Source organism: Halobacillus litoralis, from assembly GCF_009856445.1.
Taxonomy (GTDB): Bacteria; Bacillota; Bacilli; order Bacillales; family Halobacillaceae; genus Halobacillus; species Halobacillus litoralis.
The window spans coordinates 507125-522564 of sequence record NZ_WMFA01000002.1; the positions used below are offsets into that span (position 1 = coordinate 507125).

Genomic DNA, 15440 nt, shown 5'->3' on the forward strand with positions numbered 1-15440 from the left:
AAGGAATATTTTCATATTAATACCCCTCATGGTAACATGGTAGAATCAGTAGAGAAGTAAGCAGGTGAATAAAATGAAACCAATCATAAAGACAGGCGTAAAGGAAAATATCTTTTCTTTTTCCCTCCTCGTACTCGTGAATTTCTTTGTGGGCTCCATGGTTGGGTTAGAACGCACAATCCTGCCCACTCTTGGTGAAGAAGTTTACGGAATAGCTTCCACAAGTGCTGCGCTTTCTTTTATCGTAAGCTTCGGTTTTTCGAAAGCAATCATGAACTTTTTCGCCGGAACCATGGCAGATCGGTGGGGGAGGAAACACGTACTATTAGGTGGTTGGGCGATCGGTCTGGTTGTCCCTTTGCTTGTCATCTTCGCAGAAGCCTGGTGGATGATCGTCGTGGCAAACATCTTTCTTGGGGTGAACCAGGCCCTGACGTGGTCGATGACCGTCAATATGAAAGTAGACCTTGCAAAACCGGAACAAAGAGGCTTGGCCGTCGGTTTTAATGAATTTGCCGGGTACATTGGTGTCGCCGTCATGGCTGCTGTTTCAGGGTACGTGGCTTCTCAATATTCACTCACACCGGAACCTTTCTATATCGGGATTGTCATCGTTATCGCAGGTTTATGCCTATCATGGTTCGCTGAGGACACAGGAAAGTATGTCCAAAGCCAACGAGTGAAGAAAAATACAACGGATGCTTCATCTACAAAAGAAGTCTTCCAGCAAACGACTTGGAAGAATAAAAACTTATCCAGCAACAGTCTTGCTGGTCTTACGACGAACTTGAAGGATGGCATGGCGTGGGGGCTGTTTCCTATTTTCTTGAGTGCTGGTGGTCTCAGTGTCGGACAGGTAGGCACAGTGGTAGCCATATATCCGGCGGCCTGGGGATTCTTTCAACTGTTCACAGGCATTTGGAGTGACAAAATAGGCAGGAAGAAACTGATTGTTTCAGGAATGTTCCTTCAAGGGCTTTCTTTATGGTTTATTCTCATCGTCCAAACATACGCCATGTGGCTGGCCGGTGCCCTTTTCTTAGGTATCGGTACGGCGATGGTTTATCCAACGATCCTTGCTTCAATCAGTGATGTTGCGCGTCCGGAATGGAGGGCCACTTCCATGGGGATCTATCGCTTTTGGCGTGACAGCGGATATGCGTTCGGAGCGATTCTTGCAGGAGTCTTTGCGGATGTCTTATCTGTTCCATGGGCCATCGGGTTGGTAGGTACGCTCCCGATTTTATCTGGAATCCTATCCCTATTCAGAATGGACGAAACCTTACATCTTAAGGAATAAAAAAGAGGAAAGCATAGACGCGACGCTATGCTTTCCTCTTTTTTTATTTTTTACGGTCATGCAGACGATCTTCTTCTTCCGTTTCAAGCATCCCGTAATCGCCGTTCATCGCCTGTTCATCCTGATCGACACCCAGGTCGTTCGTAATGGGATTCCTCGGCTGCTTTTCTTCTTTCCGCGGTTTGTTGCGTTTGGTATTCTTCTCCATTCCGACACCTCCTGTTTTAGCTTGCCTGAAAAGGGGAGGTGTTATTCTACTTGGACAATCTTTCCGAGAATTTCGTTGGCCACGTTCTGACCACTCAGGACGACCATCGGAGATCCACCGCCCGGGTGCGTACTACCTCCGCAAAACCAGAGACCATCAAGGTCCTGGGATTTGTTGAACGGCCTCATGAAGGCCTGGGACCTTCGGTTGGAAGAAGGTCCATACAGGGATCCGCGATAGGCGCCGAAATGATTCTGGATGTCAGCGGGATCCCACACTTTTTCGACCTGGAGATGACTCTTGACGGGTACGCCCGCGTCCTCTAGTCGATCATAGATGTGGTTTTTATAGGCATGCTTGTCATAGCCGCCTTTTTGATTGAGAGCGGGAGCGTTGACGAGGATGAAACAGTTATCCCCTTGAGTGGAGACAGAGTAATCGGATTTGGACGAAGTACAGATATAAATCGTCGGATCATCGGCGTAATAGCCATTCTTTAGCACACGGAACTCTTTTTTATAGTCGCTTGAGAAAAACAAATGATGGTGCTTCAAACGGCTGAGTTTCGTATCCAGGCCTGCCATAATGACAAAAGCTGAAATAGACGGGTCGTAGCCTTTCAGCTTTCGATCGCTCATTGACCGTCTCGCTTCTGGATCGACCAACTCTGGTACAGCATGGAGCAGGTCGCCATTCAAGATCACATGGTCCGCTTCGAAACGCTCGCCGTCACCCGTTTCTACACCCGTCACTCTTTCATTTTCGTGAAGGATACGAGTGACTTTGGTTCCACTGTACAGCCGTACCCCGACATTCTCAGCCGCTTTAACGAACCGATCCGCAATCCTTGTGTTGCCCCCACGTACAAAGTAAACCCCATCATTCCACTCAAGATGGGCGATCATACTGAACGTGGCTGGTGCTTGATAAGGATTGGAGCCGATATAGGTAGAATAGCGGTTCAAGGCCTGAATCACTTTCGGGTTTGAAAAATACCGCCTGAAAAAGTGATCCATCGACTCAAGCGGACGTACCTTCGTCATGCTTTTCGCAAGGGTGGGGGAAAGGTAGTCGGTCCATCCATTGAAGGTCCGGTGTAAAAAGTGCTTTCGGGACAGGTTGTACAACCGCTCGATTTCTATAAGGAAATCTTCATACATCACATGCCCTTTGGGATCTACCTGTCCAAGCTGCTGTTTCATATATCCCTGGTCTGTGGAAAAATCAAAGGTCGTCCCATCGTGAAACTCATTTCTCGTATGTGTGACGATTTTCGCAAAAGGAAGCTCTTCCCGCGGATCGAGTCCTCCCTGCCGGATGACGTCCTGAAATACTTCAGGCATCGTAATCGTATTGGGACCAAAATCAAAATGGAAATCCCCCTCATCGACGCTCATCATTTTCCCGCCAAAATGATCGTTTTTTTCGAACAGCCGTACATCAGCTCCGTGCTTAGCGAGGGTGACCGCAGCCGATAATCCGCCGAGTCCACCTCCGATGATGGCCACTTTCATTGATAGAACCTCCCTTTCCATTGGTATTTTTCTCCTCGTTTATGAACGAACATCGATGCCACCATGATGGCTATCAACAGCACCACAGCTACTGGTAAAAGGAAGGACAGCCACAAGGGATGCCCCGTCCTTGCATCCACATACATTTTGAATGCTACCGTTAAAAGATAGGGGAGAACCAAGGCGTAATCTCCGGTGACGAGTCCAGCGATTGCGAAGGCGGCGGGAGTTAAGAACACAACCGCATAGAATATGGTCAAAAATACGACCATGCCAGCAGATCGACCGATCCCTGTGTACACATTCTTTTTAAAGCCTTCCCATGTCTCTTTACCTGAATCGTACATGTAGGAAAGGACCGATTCTGTAATGTTAGCGAGAATCATCTTGTATCCGTGTTTTTTCACTTCTCTAGCAATATGTACGTCTTCGACAAGAGAGCTTTTGACAGATTCATGACCTCCGATGGCTTCATATGCTTTCCGATCAATCATAATAAAAATCCCGCACGCAGCGGTGAACATCGGCTTCGTCGTCCGGTTAGCAACGAATAGAGGAAGGTGAAGCAGCACAACCATATGCTGAAGCGGGACGAGCATATGACTAAGAAAGTTGGCATTCGGGTAATTCGGAAATCCGCTTAACATGCTCGCCTTTTTCTCCTGCATCATGGCGAGCGTTTGTTGAATGATGCCAGGGGCGACACGCGCATCAGCATCCAGGAATAAATAATACTCCCCATTGGCAGCCTGAGAGAGCTGGTGACAGGCATGGACTTTGCCGTTCCAATCTTCAGGCAGCTCCTTGCCCTGAATGATCGTGAAGCGTCCATCATCTCTGACCTGTTCGTTCAGTTTTTCGAAGGTGCCATCTTCCGAATGATCATCCAGCAGGATCACTTCCACATCAGGATAGGTAAGCGCGCGGAGGGAATGGATCAATCCTTCCACATTGTCTGCTTCATTTCTTAACGGTACGAGCAGCGAAACGGAGGGCGTTTCTCCGAGCTTTCTATTGGCTGATAATGGGTAGAGGAAGAAGCTGTTAAAAATGGTCCACACATTCAAAACGATCGTGATGATGAAGACGATAAAAAAGAATGACATGACGTATCCTCCTTTCTCTTACAACTTTTTAAAGGCGTGAAGATTTTCTTCTATGACGTCCTTGCGTAATTCATCCAGCTGTTGGGTGGCCCTGTTTTCAAAATACTGTGTTCTTTCTTTTCTGGAGAGTGTCTCGTAGTCCTCTCTAGGGAGGGCTTCTCCCAGCCGTATGTAGGCATTCGGCTTTTTCGTGTGCTCAAGGGCATAGTATAGGGAAACAGGCACGACATTGATGTCCGGGCAGCGCTGGGTGAGGTAACTGACGCCTGAAAAAAATTCAAGCGGTCTTTTCTCGAGGGGCTGTTCATTCCCCTGAGGAAAGATCCACACCGTTCTCCCCTCATCAAGCAAACGGGTACTGTATTGCAAGGATTGCACGAGGTGACGGCGATCCTCGCCATTCACAGAAAATGCTCCAATTCTCCTGAAAAATGGAAAGCGTTCGATGCCTTCTTCATGCATCATGCCATAGCCGTCTGATTTCACAAGTCGATCGTTGATATAAAAGATGAAAAGGGGATCCCACCATGTTGAATGATTGATAAGAAACAGAGTCTTCTCATCAGGTACAGAAGATGGATGTTGAATTTTAATGTGGTTGAAATGATAGTTTAAAAACAACCGATTGAAGCGGGTGAATCCCCACTCGATCCATGACGTTTTACGTGCGGGTTGAAACATTTGATCTCCTCCAAAAATACAAGCCATACCATAATAGGGTAAGAGCACTCACGAACATAATCGCCCCGTATAATCGGCCGGTAAACGCAATGCACAGAAACAGGAAGATGATTAGGCCGAACGTCAGGACCATCCTCCCTGGCCAAGGGGGAACGCTTCGATTTTCCATGTCCCGATGCATGAACAGGAAAATGAGGTGAAACAGGGCAGCCAGGACAAACCAGCCAAAGAAGTTGGAAAACGGGATATCGTAATAAAAGCCAGGATCTTCCCAAATCCAATATTCTTTCACTTTGAAAGAAACCGGATCAAGAATAAGGTCCATGGTCACCGCAGCTAACGCACCGGTAACAACGAAAATGAACCGGCTCGTCCAAGGATTCCACCCACTCGACAACACCCTTGCCAACTCATGGGAACATCCGATGATTAAAAGCCAGGCGAATCCGATGGTAATCGGTGTATCCGCAATTTTCAATCCGAAGTTTTCTGTGTAATGGTAGGCTCCGAATAAGAAATTGTATTTCACACCCAAGTGTTCCACATAGATACTAACGACAATAATGATCAGGCTGTAGATGATTCCACGCCAAACGCCGTACATCTTCATAAAATAAATCCCAGCCACGACCCCGGCGGTTATCAAAAAAACGCTGTTCGCCCATTCAAGCCAAGGGGGAAGCCAGTCGAACGTTACTAAAAACACTCCGCATATGTACCAAAAAATAAAAAAACGGAAGATATACGTTGCCATAGGACACCTCTTTCCAATACGATCTTTGAAACTTATGTATAAAATCATCATACCTCATCCGAAAGTAAAATAAACGAAAAAAGCCCTATGAGCGATCCATAGGGCTTGGTGTATTATTGATGGGCAAGCCTTCCTCTTCTGTGAGGGAGTTTGGTTCCTTGTTTTTTAAGCATTGGTACAACCCAGCGGTCTAATCCATAGCGACCGGCATTGGCCCCGGCAACGAGGAGGAAGATCGTGAGCAGAACCATTTGCGGGTTTGTGCTGACCGTTCCGCTGAATAAGAAAGCGAAGTTCATGAGAATGCCACCGAAAGCAGCTACGTTCGTGAATAATCCTAAGATAAGTGCAATCCCTACGAGAACTTCTCCCCACATGACAAGGAAAGCGAAAAACTCATGGTTTGGTAAGGCGAATTGTTCAAGGAACGCGGCCCACCAGCCTTGGACAGCCGGATGTGCTCCTTCTGCTTTCGCAATCGCTCCATTCAGAAAACCACTCACTTCAAATCCGCCTGTGATTTTTCCGATGCCGGCGGTCAGCCAGGTGTACCCCAGATAAACGCGGAAGACGGTCAGGATCATAGCAACGATCTTGTTGTTTCGTAATAATTCATTCAACATGTTAATCACTCCTTATTAAAAGATTGTTCACCATTTCACATGATGTCATGTAAGAAGGTTTCTTTCTTACAATTCAAGTATAAGTGTAGGAGGTAAGTTTATCCATACATTGTTCACTATTTCACAATCTGTTCAATTTGTTATGTCAGGAATGTGAAAAGTGGAGTGTTTCTATTTACTTTTCAGGGAAAGATAAAAATATTCAAGGATTAGGGAACTACCAAAGCAAACGCTTTAAATATTTGCTATGATAGAGAGGAAAGAGGGGTGGAACAGAGATGGAGATTGTCATGTTTTTTGTAAGTATTATTGTAATGTTAGGACTCATAGGATTAACGATTTTTGATAACGGTTGATACTTAATGAAAAAAGCGTCAGGGGAAGGAGCCACTTCAGGTTCCTTCCCCTGACGCTTTTTTTAATCAGAGACTTCTATTATAAAAAACGCGAACCATTGACACTTTTTTCTCTTCTCCTTCGATTATAGAAGTGAGAGGAGGTGAAGCAGATGGCCGTAAATACTTTAAAAGTAGATAGTCGCTTGCAGCTTGTCTTTTCAACAGGAACAGATGAAGACGGAAACATGATGCTCAAACGAAAATCATTCAACAACATTAAAACAGATGCCACTGATGAACAATTGCATGAAGTATCGATCGCTGTATCTCCGTTACAGCAGCACATTTTAGTTGATATCGCTCGTGATGACCGCTCAGTTTTGACGGAATCATAATTTCGAAGGAGGAGAGTAAATGAAAAAGCTGGAGTTGAAATTTTTAAATGAAGAAGGCAAAACCATAACGATCAGCCTGGATGATCCAGTAGAGCCTGTCGATCCTGCCCAGGTCAATGCAGCGATGGACGCCATTCTTGCCCAGAATTGCTTCTATTCTAACGGGGGAGACCTTGTTGAGAAGAAAGAAGCACGTATCGTCGAACGCAACGTCTTCGATATTACCATCTAAATGAAAGAGCCGCTATCCAAAAGTAGCGGCTCTTTTTAGCAAAAACACCCATGATCAGTTATTCATGGGTGTGGCAGGATCTGGGAGACTCCGTTTCGAGACTTTTATGGAGTGGATGGGGCTGCAGGGAATAACTCGCTTTCCGCGGGAGTGCGTTCTCGGACTACGTTCTATGGGGTCTCACCGTCCTATCTCCCACGAGAGTCTCGCAGCTTCCCAAACATACCTTTCGATGGAAGGGGGAAACGAATCCCTTTACCAAGTTGGGTGGCCTTCCACTATTCAACTGTTAGAGGTGTAAAACGCTCTGCATTCAAGCTATTACGTACTGTGGAGATGATTATCCACTTTCCATTATCAAATGAGCTGACTTTTAGTAGTGGTTTCGAGAATCTCCTATGGCAAAGGAGCGAACCTTTTCCCGGAGCCACTAAAACCACACAATCGGCTCGAAACTGAGTCTTCAAGAAAAGGAGCTTATCTAAAATACAGGAGAAGAGGTGAAAGGATGGGGATGGATGCGTGGATTTCGATTTTAGCGGATGTTGGTTTCCCTGTAGCGGTGACGTTTTACTTGCTGCACCGGGTAGAAGGGAAGCTTGATCAACTGATTGAAACACTACATCAACTGCCGGAGAAAATCGTGCCGACTAAATGAAACTTAAACGAGAAGAACATACGACCCGCCAGTCATGACTGGCGGGTCGTTCTTGTGTTTATTTTGTTAGTCCCCATTCATTGAATGGATAGATGATTAATTCTGTACGTCCAATGATTTCTTCTTCTTCGACAAAACCGAGTCCATTTCGGCTGTCTTTACTGATGGAACGGTTATCTCCCATAACGAAATATTTCCCTTTTGGAACTTCGATGGGTCCGAAATCTCTCGTGGATGACGCAGCGTCTTCCGTCAAGTACTCCTGGGTCTGCTCCTCACCGTTTACATACAATTCATGATTACTGATCTCCACCGTATCTCCCGGCTGGCCGATGACTCGTTTCACATAACTTTTGACTGGTCTTTCAATGATGACGATATCCCCGCGTTCAGGTTCATCTACATAATAAATGATCTTATTAAACATGACGCGTTCCCCGTTTTTCAAAGTCGGGTCCATGCTGGCCCCTTCAACAATGGATGTGGCAAAGAAAAATGTTCGTAATATAAATGCGAGAGTAATGGCAACAGCGATAGCCTTCAACCATTCCAACCATTCTTTTTTGGATTGCTCAGACAAACTCATCTTCCTTTCTAGATGAACATAGAATATCTCATCCTTAATTTTACCATATCGCTACGGAAAGAAAAGGTACGAGGGGAGGCTTTTACGAAATTGTAAACTTTCTATATAGGCTTGCTCCTATTTTATCCTTCTCTGTCGAAATATTAGAACCTTTGCCGATTATCTTTACAAAAGTATAGAAAATTGAGATAATTTCTTCCGTGCAAGATCTGGATACGAACACACATTCTTTTCCATTTCTTATAAATCGTGTACAATAAGAAGGAAGAACAAGTCAGGAGGTAGTCGATGATGCAAGTGGCCGACAAGGATCCTCGTATTGCTGAATTAGAGTATTTGCGAAAGAAAATGACAAGAGTGGCGTTTGAAAAAGGGTTATCCAGTCCCGAGTCTGTCAAGGTCAGTCAACAACTCGATGCCCTTTTGAACGAAGTACAAAAAAATAAGCCGAATTAGAAGAACTCATGGGACCTGCATCCATGAGTTCTTTTTATGGGTGTATTTCAAGGACCCTTACGGAAAGCTGATTACGTTTCCCTTTTAAATCTCTCTTTTGAGATGAAGTCTTCCAAACGTTTCAGCCCTTCTTCCAATGTAGCCATACTGTAGGCGTAGGACATGCGCATATAACCTTTTCCATGTTCTGAAAAAGCATCCCCTGGTACAAGAGCTACTCCTGCTTCCTCCACGAGCTGCACGGCACGCTCGAACGTGGATTTTCCATTCAGCGGAAAGTCGAGGAAAACATAGAAGGCTCCGTCTGGCTGAGCAAATGAGAGGTTCATTTCTTTGAGACGGCTGATGACGAATGCTCTTCTTTTCTTATATGCATCACGCATCGATTCAGCCTCTTTCTTTCCATTTGTCAAAGCCTCAAGGGCCGCGTACTGGCTGATCGAAGTTGCGCAGGAGACGTTGTACTGATGAACTTTCAATAAATGACGGCATAACCAGGAAGGGGCAAGCAGGTACCCGATCCTCCACCCGGTCATACTGTGGGATTTCGAAACCCCGTTTATCACAATCACCTGGTCGCGAACATCGGAAAAGCTTGCAATCGAGGTGTGCGGACGGTCATATACAAGTTCACTGTAAATTTCATCGGCTAACAAGAAGAGGTGGTGCTCTTTGATCACATCCGCAATTCCGGCAAGCTCTGCTTCTGTTAAAGAAACTCCCGTCGGATTGGATGGATAAGGCAGAATAACAGCTTTTGTTTTTGGACTGATCTTTTCTTTAATCTGATCTCCCGTCAATTTGAAGTCGCTCTCACTTGTATCGATGAACACAGGTTTTCCGCCTGCCAGGCGGATGAGCGGCTCATATCCCGGATAAACCGGTCCGGGCAACAGCACTTCATCTCCAGGCTGGATGATGGTCCTAAGGGAAATATCCAAAGCCTGGGAAGCCCCTATGGTGACGATGATTTCATTTTCTGCTTCATAATTGAGTCCATAAGAATTTTTCACGTGCTGCTGGATGGCTTCTCTAAGTGAGAGCATTCCGGCATTATGCGTATAGGTCGTTCGATTATCCTTGATAGCCTGAATCCCTGCTTCTTTCACTGCGGGAGGTGTAGGGAAGTCAGGCTGTCCAATAGTTAATGACACAATGTCTTCATAGTGGGATACCATATTAAAAAAACGGCGGATTCCTGATATTTCAATTTGCTTCACTTTGGGATTGATGAAGTTTTCCAATACGTATTCTCCTTCTTTACATAAAGTTAACAAAATGTTCAAACAATTATTGCGTGTAATTTGTTGAATTTTGTTATAATTTAAAATAAGCCCATGAAAGGAGTTGTATAATGAGAAGTCACAAACGAATTTCCTTTGAAGACTTAGTGGATCGTAACAAGCGACAATTGTTGAACGATCAGGAAGCAATCGAAAAAATCGAACGTCAAATAGATGAAAAACATACAAGAAAAAACGATTCCGATGCTTATGTAAACTGATGATATCACACCAAAAAGCAACCGCATAGAACGGGTTGCTTTTTTTACTTTTCATATAGAAAATGGCAGAATATAGAGAAAGGAAAAAATGAAAAAAAGGAAGGTGTTTAAATCCTATGGATGATGTCGGTTTAGTACTTGAAGGCGGAGGGATGAGAGGCGCATATACGGCGGGCGTGCTCGATTTCTTCCTTGATGAAGACATTCATGTCCCCTATGTGGTCGGAGCATCTGCCGGCGCATGCAATGGCAGCTCTTATGTTGCCAAACAGAGGGGAAGGAATTATGAAGTGATTGTCGAATACGGGGCGCATCCAGAATACATATCGTACAAAAGGATGATTACGAAACGACAGTTGTTTGGGATGGATTTCATATTTGATAAACTTCCGAATCAACTGGTCCCGTTCGACTATGACACGTTCCTTCAACAAAAAACGCGTTTTGTCGTCGGGACGACAGATATGAAAACAGGAGAACCTGTCTTTTACGACCAATTCCCTGACAGGGAGAGTCTTCTGAAAGTCATACGCGCTTCAAGCTCCTTGCCGATGGTTGCCCCAAGCATTCAGTACGACGGTCGGGAATTAATGGATGGAGGTATAGCCGACCCCATTCCCATGGAGGCTTCCAAACGGGACGGGAACAAAAAGCATGTCGTCGTTCTTACTCGAAACGATGGATACACCAAGGGAAGGATGAAAGCCGGCTGGTACTTCAACCGTAAGTACAAGCAATTCCCTTTGTTTGCCAAAGCTTTACTGGAAAGGCATATTCGTTATAATCAGCAGCTGCAGAAAGTGAAGGAAGCAGAACAAAATGGAGAGGCGTTCGTCATACGACCGTTAAAGCCTTTGAAAGTGAGCAGAATCGAAAGGAACCGTGATCGTCTGCATAATCTTTATGCTCAAGGGTATGAAGAAGCGGAAGCCCATGCTGCAAGAATGGAACGTTTCCTGCAAGTACGATGATGGCTTTATGGTTTGAAAGGGAGGCGGGAACGATGCTGATAGGCATGGTTGCCGTTACCTTCATGGCTTGTACCCTCATCATTCTTTTGATGAGGGGAAAAATGACAAGCGCCCTTATGGATGGGTGCTTGCTCGTAGACGTGCACCTTTTAAAGAAACGGAGGAGAGGGAATGAACAGACCTGTTGAAATATGTGAAAGTGTCACGTCAGAATTAGAAAAACATAAAGATGAAGATCAACGCATCCCTATGGAGAACTACATGAAGAATCACTACCCTTTCTTCGGAATTAAAGCCCCCGAGCGAAAACAAATCCTCGCACCATTGTTGAAGAACTACAAAGATATCACGGAAGAGGAGCGTCTGGAAACAGCGGTTCTGCTTTTTGAGAAACCGGAAAGAGAATGTCACTACGCGGCTCTCGCTTTACTTGAAAAAGGGATCAAAAAAGCACCGGAAAACAGTATTGATACTTACAAGCAACTGCTTATGACGAAACCTTGGTGGGACACGGTCGATATGATCGCTTCCACTTTGTGCGGGGGCTACTTCCTTCGATACGAAGATAAACTTCGCCCATACACAGAAGAGTGGAGACAGTCCGATCACCTATGGGTCAGACGTTCCAGCGTCCTGCATCAGTTGAAATATAAGGAAAAGACAGATGCTCCACTCCTTTTCGAAACGATCGATGCCCTCAAGCATGAAAAAGAGTTTTTTATTGAAAAAGCAATCGGATGGGCCCTTCGTGAATACAGCAAAACGGATGCACGGGCGGTTATGGATTACCTCGAACGGAATGAAGTGCGCCCTTTGAGCCGAAGAGAAGGATTGAAATGGCTGAAAAGCAAACATCCAGAGCTTTTAGAAAGGTGAAGTTTAATCCTTTCGAACCTTGTTCATAATGGTACAAAAAGAACAAGGAGCGGAAGAAGATGAATATTATGGATTGGTTCGATCCCTCGTTTTTAAAAGAGACCATTAGCTGGCTTGATCATGATCTATTGGGTGTTTTTGGCCTGAAGCCTGAGTATGTTCAATTCTCGCTCGTTTTTTTGTTCATGCTGTCCCTGATGTGGGTGGTCAAGCCGGTCATCGAATGGATGATGCTGAATCATTGGAAGACTCTATCCAGCTATGTGACTAGTAGTCTTCTCGCAGTGGTCTTCCTTCAGCTTGTCGATCGATACGCCATGTCTGATACGACTTCAACGCTGCCCGCTTCCTACTGGTCGGTCTGTCTGCTCGCCATCAGCAGCTTCGGTTTGGTTTACGTTACCATTACGTGGATGCGTAAGCTCTACGTACGTTTATCGAAACGAAGCAAAAGAAAAGCAGCTTGATTTTGAAACTTTCTCTTTCCTGAATCGTAGAATAGGTGAGAAACGGGAATAGAGGAGGAACATCATGGAAATTGGCATCTTATTTCTCATTTTTCTGATCTTTGGTGGCGGGTTGCTGGTCCTGAATATTCTAACGAGTGTATGGGCGTATCGTGATTCTGTCCGCAAAGGAAGAAGCACCGCCTACAGTCTCGTTGTCCTTATCGCAACATTATTCTTCCCCTTAGTCGGGCTGATTGTTTATCTTATCATAAGAAATGATTAAAAAAAGAGCGGGCCTCCCGCTCTTTTTTTGCGCTCTTCGTTATTAAACTAAATGGCAGGATTGTGGAAGACTCAGAAGACTCAGTTTCGAGACTTTCCGGGGTTCGTTGCCCGGGTTGAGCGTCAGGGATGGCTGGGATAGCTACTCGCTTTCCTGAGGGGATGACGGCAAGCCTCCTCGTGCTTCGCAGCCAGCCAATCCATTCCCGCGGGAGTCTCGCAGCTTCCCAACCACCCCATTCGATGTATGAGTGTAACGAACCCCTCTACCAAGTTTGATGGTCTTCTACTATCCAACTGTTAGGGGGGGAAGCGCTCTGGGTTAGGCTTTTTTGTGCTAGGGGAGGTGTTCTTTCACCCATTCCTAATAATCATACGAGCTGTCCTTATAGTAGTGGTTTCGAGAACCTTTTATGATAAAGGGGCGGAGGGGAATGTCGAGACTCCTGCGGGAAAAAAGTGCAGGGTGAGACCCCACAGGACGCGGTCCGAGGAGGCTCACCGCGCTCCCGCGGAAAGCGAGCTATTCCCCGCAGCCCCCATCCACCCAACAGAAGTCTCGAAACTGAGTCTTCAACTAAAGGGAGCTTCTATTGAAAAAGTGTGAGGCATTCAGTAATATAGGACAACTGCTTTATATTTAGCCGTTGATAGACGATATAAAGAGTGGATTCTATCAAAGGAAGGACGATGCTTCATGAAGCAGGACCAAGGCATATTACTCGAAAGCGGCACCAATGAATTAGAAATCGTCGAATTCGGAATCGGGAATAATCGTTTCGGCATAAACGTTATAAAAGTAAAAGAAATTCTGAACCCTCAACCTGTCACGAAAATTCCTCATTCCCATAAATCAGTGGAAGGGATCATTGAAATCCGTGGGGAAGTCGTCCCGGTCGTCGATGTAGCACATGCCCTCAGATTTTCACCATCTGAGAATCCGAGGCAGGATAAATTTATTCTGACGGAATTCAATAAGACGAAAATCGTTTTTCACGTACACACCGTCACGCAGATTCACCGGATCTCGTGGGAGCAGATTGAAAAGCCGAATAAAATGTACCAGGGGCTGGAAACGCAGATTACAGGTGTCATTAAAATGAATGAAGACATGCTGTTGCTGCTTGATTTTGAAAAAGTGGTCGCTGATATCAATCCAGAATCCAGTATTCATGCTGATCAGTTGCGCGAACTTGGCCAAAGGGAACGTTCACAAAAGAAAATTCTGATTGCTGAAGATTCCGCTATGCTTCGTGCCATGCTTCAGGAAACGTTAAGTGAAGCAGGTTATGAAAATACGATTACCTTTGAGGACGGAAAAGAAGCCTATGAACATTTGGAAGATTTATTGGAAGAAGGGAAAACGATCGAAGAAGAATATCAGTTGATCATCACTGATATTGAAATGCCGCGCATGGACGGCCACCATTTTACTCGCCTGTTGAAGGGTCATAGCGATATGAACAGACTTCCTGTCGTCATTTTCTCTTCACTGATCACAGATGACCTTCGACACAAAGGCGAAATCGTTGGAGCTGATGGACAAGTGTCCAAACCAGAAATCGTGGAACTCGTAAAAATCATCGATCATCACATTCTTTAATTCTTTAAGAACCAGGTTCTATTAATGAACCTGTGTTCTGTTATTAAAGTAAATGGCAGGATTGTGGAAGACTCAGTTTCGAGACTTTTGTTAAGTGGATGGGGGCTGCGGGGAATAGCTCGCTTTCCGCGGGAGCGCGGTGAGCCTCCTCGGACTGCGTCCTGTGGGGTCTCACCAAGCACTTTTTTCCCGCAGGAGTCTCGCCATTCCCCTTCGCCCCTTTACCAAGGATCATTATCGAAACCACTTCTAAAAGATCAACTTGAATGATGAAGCGAAATAATCATATAAATCTTCCCACCAAAACTTAAAGCTTGATAAAGAGAGCTTTATGCCTACTTAGGAGAGAGGAGTAAGAGACACACTCTCTCGGTATAGGGGTTCGTTTCACTCCTCATATGGAATGGGGTGGTTGGGAAGCTGCGAGACTCCCGTGGGAGAAGGAGATAGGCGAGATCCCGCAGGACGCAGTCCGAGGAAGCTCGGCGCTCCCCCACAGGAAAGCGAGTTGCTTCCCAGCCACCCCTGACGCTCAACCCAGGGAACGAACCCAGAAACATCTCGAAACTGAGTCTTCAACTAAAGCTTTTGTTGCATATGAATGAGAGGTATATAAAAGAAGGAATAAAAAAAATCCGCTCCTGGGCGGATTTTTTTTATTCGTTTTTTAATCGCTCGAACAACTCATCATGCCAATCATACGCATGCTTGGACAATGTTTCCGGTCCCGCTTTTGTTGGTGATGACTCTACAACGATATTTTTGTGATGATCTGAAAGGTGCTCATAGGAGGCACGCATTTCTGTTGTGTATTCCATATACTTCTTTAAATGATATAAAAAATCTTCGACTTCACTTACAGCCATTTTTATCATCCTCCTCTCCTTGTCCATTCCTTATTTTT

The 15440-nt window shown here is 45.3% G+C and carries 20 protein-coding genes; 11 read left to right on the forward strand and 9 right to left on the reverse strand.

The features are described 5' to 3' along the window. Positions 1-73: 73 nt before the first annotated feature. The gene (locus GLW00_RS07800; RefSeq protein ID WP_160912838.1) at positions 74-1300 is read left to right on the forward strand and encodes an MFS transporter; all 1227 of its coding nucleotides are present in this window, start codon (positions 74-76) and stop codon (positions 1298-1300) included. 43 nt (positions 1301-1343) lie between these two features. Here the strand turns inward: GLW00_RS07800 and GLW00_RS07805 are convergent, their stop codons facing one another. From GLW00_RS07805 to GLW00_RS07830, 6 genes are all read right to left on the reverse strand, one after another. Then, complete coding sequence (locus GLW00_RS07805; protein WP_160912839.1) at positions 1344-1508, reverse strand: DUF4021 domain-containing protein; 165 nt, start codon at positions 1506-1508, stop codon at positions 1344-1346. Between the two features lie 41 nt (positions 1509-1549). Then, positions 1550-3022: a phytoene desaturase family protein gene (locus GLW00_RS07810; protein WP_160912841.1), complete on the reverse strand. Its 1473-nt coding sequence runs from the start codon at positions 3020-3022 to the stop codon at positions 1550-1552. Further along, entirely contained in the window at positions 3019-4128 is a 1110-nt protein-coding gene (locus tag GLW00_RS07815) for a glycosyltransferase family 2 protein (RefSeq protein WP_160912843.1), read from the reverse strand. Before GLW00_RS07815 ends, GLW00_RS07810 begins: the two co-directional genes overlap by 4 nt. A gap of 18 nt (positions 4129-4146) precedes the next feature. Then, on the reverse strand, positions 4147-4809 hold the full coding sequence (locus tag GLW00_RS07820) for a lysophospholipid acyltransferase family protein (RefSeq protein ID WP_160912845.1): 663 nt from the start codon (positions 4807-4809) through the stop codon (positions 4147-4149). Continuing rightward, on the reverse strand, positions 4790-5563 hold the full coding sequence (locus tag GLW00_RS07825) for a carotenoid biosynthesis protein (RefSeq protein WP_160912847.1): 774 nt from the start codon (positions 5561-5563) through the stop codon (positions 4790-4792). Before GLW00_RS07825 ends, GLW00_RS07820 begins: the two co-directional genes overlap by 20 nt. A gap of 113 nt (positions 5564-5676) precedes the next feature. Continuing rightward, positions 5677-6186 carry a DoxX family protein gene (locus GLW00_RS07830; protein ID WP_160912849.1) on the reverse strand — a complete coding sequence of 170 codons (510 nt, stop codon included), beginning with the start codon at positions 6184-6186 and terminating at the stop codon, positions 5677-5679. A 508-nt stretch (positions 6187-6694) separates the two neighbouring features. On the opposite strand from GLW00_RS07830, the gene GLW00_RS07835 reads away from it, so the two are divergent. The 3 genes from GLW00_RS07835 to GLW00_RS07845 all read left to right on the forward strand — a co-directional run bounded on the left by GLW00_RS07835 (position 6695) and on the right by GLW00_RS07845 (position 7809). Further along, positions 6695-6919, forward strand: coding sequence for a DUF1659 domain-containing protein (locus GLW00_RS07835; protein WP_160912851.1), 225 nt, complete (start codon positions 6695-6697; stop codon positions 6917-6919). A gap of 19 nt (positions 6920-6938) precedes the next feature. Then, entirely contained in the window at positions 6939-7151 is a 213-nt protein-coding gene (locus GLW00_RS07840; protein ID WP_160912853.1) for a DUF2922 domain-containing protein, read from the forward strand. A 514-nt stretch (positions 7152-7665) separates the two neighbouring features. Further along, a complete protein-coding gene (locus tag GLW00_RS07845; protein WP_160913782.1) occupies positions 7666-7809 on the forward strand; it encodes a YvrJ family protein in 144 nt (47 codons plus the stop codon). Between the two features lie 58 nt (positions 7810-7867). On the opposite strand, the gene lepB is transcribed toward GLW00_RS07845, so the two are convergent. Then, positions 7868-8389: a signal peptidase I gene (gene lepB, locus GLW00_RS07850; RefSeq protein WP_160912855.1), complete on the reverse strand. Its 522-nt coding sequence runs from the start codon at positions 8387-8389 to the stop codon at positions 7868-7870. Between the two features lie 294 nt (positions 8390-8683). On the opposite strand from lepB, the gene GLW00_RS07855 reads away from it, so the two are divergent. Next, positions 8684-8851, forward strand: coding sequence for an aspartyl-phosphate phosphatase Spo0E family protein (locus tag GLW00_RS07855; RefSeq protein ID WP_335808452.1), 168 nt, complete (start codon positions 8684-8686; stop codon positions 8849-8851). Positions 8852-8922: 71 nt separating this feature from the next. Here the strand turns inward: GLW00_RS07855 and GLW00_RS07860 are convergent, their stop codons facing one another. Next, on the reverse strand, positions 8923-10095 hold the full coding sequence (locus GLW00_RS07860) for an aminotransferase A (protein WP_160912857.1): 1173 nt from the start codon (positions 10093-10095) through the stop codon (positions 8923-8925). A gap of 110 nt (positions 10096-10205) precedes the next feature. Between GLW00_RS07860 and GLW00_RS07865 the strand changes: the two genes are divergently transcribed. The 6 genes from GLW00_RS07865 to GLW00_RS07890 all read left to right on the forward strand — a co-directional run bounded on the left by GLW00_RS07865 (position 10206) and on the right by GLW00_RS07890 (position 14536). After that, on the forward strand, positions 10206-10355 hold the full coding sequence (locus GLW00_RS07865) for an FbpB family small basic protein (RefSeq protein WP_089654755.1): 150 nt from the start codon (positions 10206-10208) through the stop codon (positions 10353-10355). A gap of 116 nt (positions 10356-10471) precedes the next feature. After that, complete coding sequence (locus tag GLW00_RS07870; RefSeq protein WP_160912858.1) at positions 10472-11326, forward strand: patatin-like phospholipase family protein; 855 nt, start codon at positions 10472-10474, stop codon at positions 11324-11326. A gap of 171 nt (positions 11327-11497) precedes the next feature. Beyond that, on the forward strand, positions 11498-12202 hold the full coding sequence (locus GLW00_RS07875; protein WP_160912860.1) for a DNA alkylation repair protein: 705 nt from the start codon (positions 11498-11500) through the stop codon (positions 12200-12202). Positions 12203-12261: 59 nt separating this feature from the next. Then, the gene (locus GLW00_RS07880) at positions 12262-12669 is read left to right on the forward strand and encodes a hypothetical protein (RefSeq protein ID WP_160912862.1); all 408 of its coding nucleotides are present in this window, start codon (positions 12262-12264) and stop codon (positions 12667-12669) included. Positions 12670-12733: 64 nt separating this feature from the next. Then, positions 12734-12934, forward strand: a complete 201-nt coding sequence (locus GLW00_RS07885; RefSeq protein ID WP_160912864.1) for a PLDc N-terminal domain-containing protein — start codon at positions 12734-12736, stop codon at positions 12932-12934. A 696-nt stretch (positions 12935-13630) separates the two neighbouring features. After that, a complete protein-coding gene (locus tag GLW00_RS07890; RefSeq protein WP_160912866.1) occupies positions 13631-14536 on the forward strand; it encodes a chemotaxis protein in 906 nt (301 codons plus the stop codon). A 656-nt stretch (positions 14537-15192) separates the two neighbouring features. Here GLW00_RS07890 and GLW00_RS07895 read toward each other — a convergent pair. Next, a complete protein-coding gene (locus GLW00_RS07895; protein WP_206945927.1) occupies positions 15193-15402 on the reverse strand; it encodes a hypothetical protein in 210 nt (69 codons plus the stop codon). Positions 15403-15440: the final 38 nt, after the last annotated feature.

What these genes read in the sequence shown, in the direction of transcription:
- GLW00_RS07800 (WP_160912838.1), top strand. Translation starts at nt 74, where the DNA reads ATGAAACCAATCATAAAGACAGGCGTAAAGGAAAATATCTTTTCTTTT.
- GLW00_RS07805 (WP_160912839.1), bottom strand. Translation starts at nt 1,508, where the DNA reads ATGGAGAAGAATACCAAACGCAACAAACCGCGGAAAGAAGAAAAGCAG.
- GLW00_RS07810 (WP_160912841.1), bottom strand. Translation starts at nt 3,022, where the DNA reads ATGAAAGTGGCCATCATCGGAGGTGGACTCGGCGGATTATCGGCTGCG.
- GLW00_RS07815 (WP_160912843.1), bottom strand. Translation starts at nt 4,128, where the DNA reads ATGTCATTCTTTTTTATCGTCTTCATCATCACGATCGTTTTGAATGTG.
- GLW00_RS07820 (WP_160912845.1), bottom strand. Translation starts at nt 4,809, where the DNA reads ATGTTTCAACCCGCACGTAAAACGTCATGGATCGAGTGGGGATTCACC.
- GLW00_RS07825 (WP_160912847.1), bottom strand. Translation starts at nt 5,563, where the DNA reads ATGGCAACGTATATCTTCCGTTTTTTTATTTTTTGGTACATATGCGGA.
- GLW00_RS07830 (WP_160912849.1), bottom strand. Translation starts at nt 6,186, where the DNA reads ATGTTGAATGAATTATTACGAAACAACAAGATCGTTGCTATGATCCTG.
- GLW00_RS07835 (WP_160912851.1), top strand. Translation starts at nt 6,695, where the DNA reads ATGGCCGTAAATACTTTAAAAGTAGATAGTCGCTTGCAGCTTGTCTTT.
- GLW00_RS07840 (WP_160912853.1), top strand. Translation starts at nt 6,939, where the DNA reads ATGAAAAAGCTGGAGTTGAAATTTTTAAATGAAGAAGGCAAAACCATA.
- GLW00_RS07845 (WP_160913782.1), top strand. Translation starts at nt 7,666, where the DNA reads ATGGATGCGTGGATTTCGATTTTAGCGGATGTTGGTTTCCCTGTAGCG.
- GLW00_RS07855 (WP_335808452.1), top strand. Translation starts at nt 8,684, where the DNA reads ATGATGCAAGTGGCCGACAAGGATCCTCGTATTGCTGAATTAGAGTAT.
- GLW00_RS07865 (WP_089654755.1), top strand. Translation starts at nt 10,206, where the DNA reads ATGAGAAGTCACAAACGAATTTCCTTTGAAGACTTAGTGGATCGTAAC.
- GLW00_RS07870 (WP_160912858.1), top strand. Translation starts at nt 10,472, where the DNA reads ATGGATGATGTCGGTTTAGTACTTGAAGGCGGAGGGATGAGAGGCGCA.
- GLW00_RS07875 (WP_160912860.1), top strand. Translation starts at nt 11,498, where the DNA reads ATGAACAGACCTGTTGAAATATGTGAAAGTGTCACGTCAGAATTAGAA.
- GLW00_RS07880 (WP_160912862.1), top strand. Translation starts at nt 12,262, where the DNA reads ATGAATATTATGGATTGGTTCGATCCCTCGTTTTTAAAAGAGACCATT.
- GLW00_RS07885 (WP_160912864.1), top strand. Translation starts at nt 12,734, where the DNA reads ATGGAAATTGGCATCTTATTTCTCATTTTTCTGATCTTTGGTGGCGGG.
- GLW00_RS07890 (WP_160912866.1), top strand. Translation starts at nt 13,631, where the DNA reads ATGAAGCAGGACCAAGGCATATTACTCGAAAGCGGCACCAATGAATTA.
- GLW00_RS07895 (WP_206945927.1), bottom strand. Translation starts at nt 15,402, where the DNA reads ATGGCTGTAAGTGAAGTCGAAGATTTTTTATATCATTTAAAGAAGTAT.